Annotated in this window: 1 protein-coding gene; it reads left to right on the forward strand. The window is 34.3% G+C overall.

What is annotated here, in order from left to right; all coding sequences use genetic code 11:
- Positions 1 to 140: 140 nt before the first annotated feature.
- Positions 141 to 1,490, forward strand: a complete 1,350-nt coding sequence (locus Q0138_RS04340; RefSeq protein ID WP_297981448.1) for a DNA primase — start codon at positions 141 to 143, stop codon at positions 1,488 to 1,490.
- Positions 1,491 to 1,715: the final 225 nt, after the last annotated feature.

The following is a 1,715-nucleotide window of genomic DNA, read 5'->3' on the forward strand; positions in this document are numbered from 1 at the left end:
TAAAATTTTCAAATATTAGAATTAAATTAAACATTAAATTTTCATTCTTTTGTTTTAAAATTTAAAATTTTATTTAATTTAACAATTTAAGTTTTCATTGTTTTACATTCAATAAATCTAATCAATTAGGGAGGAATAAAATGGTATTGGTTTCTTATTTAAATCCATTGTCTGAAGAGGGTCAAAACATTGTTCGTCAATTGACCAGTCTTGAAGATATATTTGAAGAGAATGAATCATTGATTGATATTGCTGTCCATACAAGACTTCAGACCATTTCCAAACAGGAAGTTATTCCTCAAACTCTAGCTGATTTGGCTGTAAATCGTATTAAATGGTATATTGAACGTAAAAACAATAAGGACTTTAATTCAAATGACTATGCATACTTCTTCAATGAAGACATTGCAGAGCTTGATACCATATCATTCCACATATTGGCTCAGGCCATTGCAAGCAGATTTCGTCCAGGTTCTCGTGAGGTCAAGCTATTTGTTGAGGCTCAGGCATTAATGATAGATGACAGATTGGCAAAACTCGTTGCATACGATAAAAAGGAACTTGCGGGTAAGATTTTAAGTGACCTTCTCATTGAAAACGGTATTGAATGGAGCTTTTTAAAGGATCTTGTTGGAAGCAAGAAGATTTCCCTAACTGATTTGGTCTTGATGGATGGGGAAATCGTTTTGGATAGGGAGGACTTTGTATATTACTTTGGTGATGCCTTTACCGACAGGATTCCTGAAAGGATTTATGAGATTTTAATTGGAGACAATCTTAAGGAAATGATTTTAAGCAAGCTATTGATGCAGAATGCTGAGGATTACATCAAGCACATACAGGAACGCTTGAGGATGATTGAACCTCATCCTGCTATAGTGAAATTAGGTGAGGAATTGGAAGTTACAATCACTGAGTTAATGACTAAATTCAGCAGTTTCTATGCAAATGGTGGGGCATATGGCTCAATGAAAATTGGAAAGCTTGTTAGGGAAGCTTTTCCTCCATGTATAGCTAACACTGTTGATGGCGTTACATCTGGTGGAAGAAATGATGCAATTGTACTTCTTCTTACATCTTTTGTTTCCTATGCAAGATTGTATCCTGGAATATTTGGGGCTGATTCAAGCGTTAAGGTTTCAGACATTGATTCTAATCTAAACATTACCATGAATGAGATTCTGCCTTTGATTTATGAGGCTGCTGACAATTGTGATCCTCCATTGTTTGAGGACCAGCCTCAGGAAAAGGTAAACATCACTGCAAAATTAGGATTTGGAATGCATGAGACTCCTGACTTGGAAAATGAGGGAGAAACAACATGGTACACTCCAATGAGTTGTGAAAAGATTAAGATGCATTTGCCTCAGTTATGTAAGGAAAACAAGGACTGTGCTAAGATAAATAATCCTTTAAGTTATTATTCCAGAAAGAAATGGATTATGAGTAAGAATGGTGAGTTAGGTAATAATTCAGACAGTTCTGAATAGTTATTTTATATATTAAGGGATTATGGGTGAGAAATGTGTATCAGACAGTTCTGGATAGTTATTTTATATATTAAGGGATTATGGGTGAGAAATGTGTATCAGACAGTTCTGGATAGTTATTTTATATATTAAGGGATTATGGGTGAGAAATGTGTATCAGACAGTTCTGGATAGTTATTTTATATATTAAGGGATTATGGGTGAGAAATGTGTATCAGACAGTTC

The organism is uncultured Methanobrevibacter sp. (assembly GCF_937906425.1).
In the GTDB taxonomy this organism is placed as follows: Archaea; Methanobacteriota; Methanobacteria; order Methanobacteriales; family Methanobacteriaceae; genus Methanobrevibacter.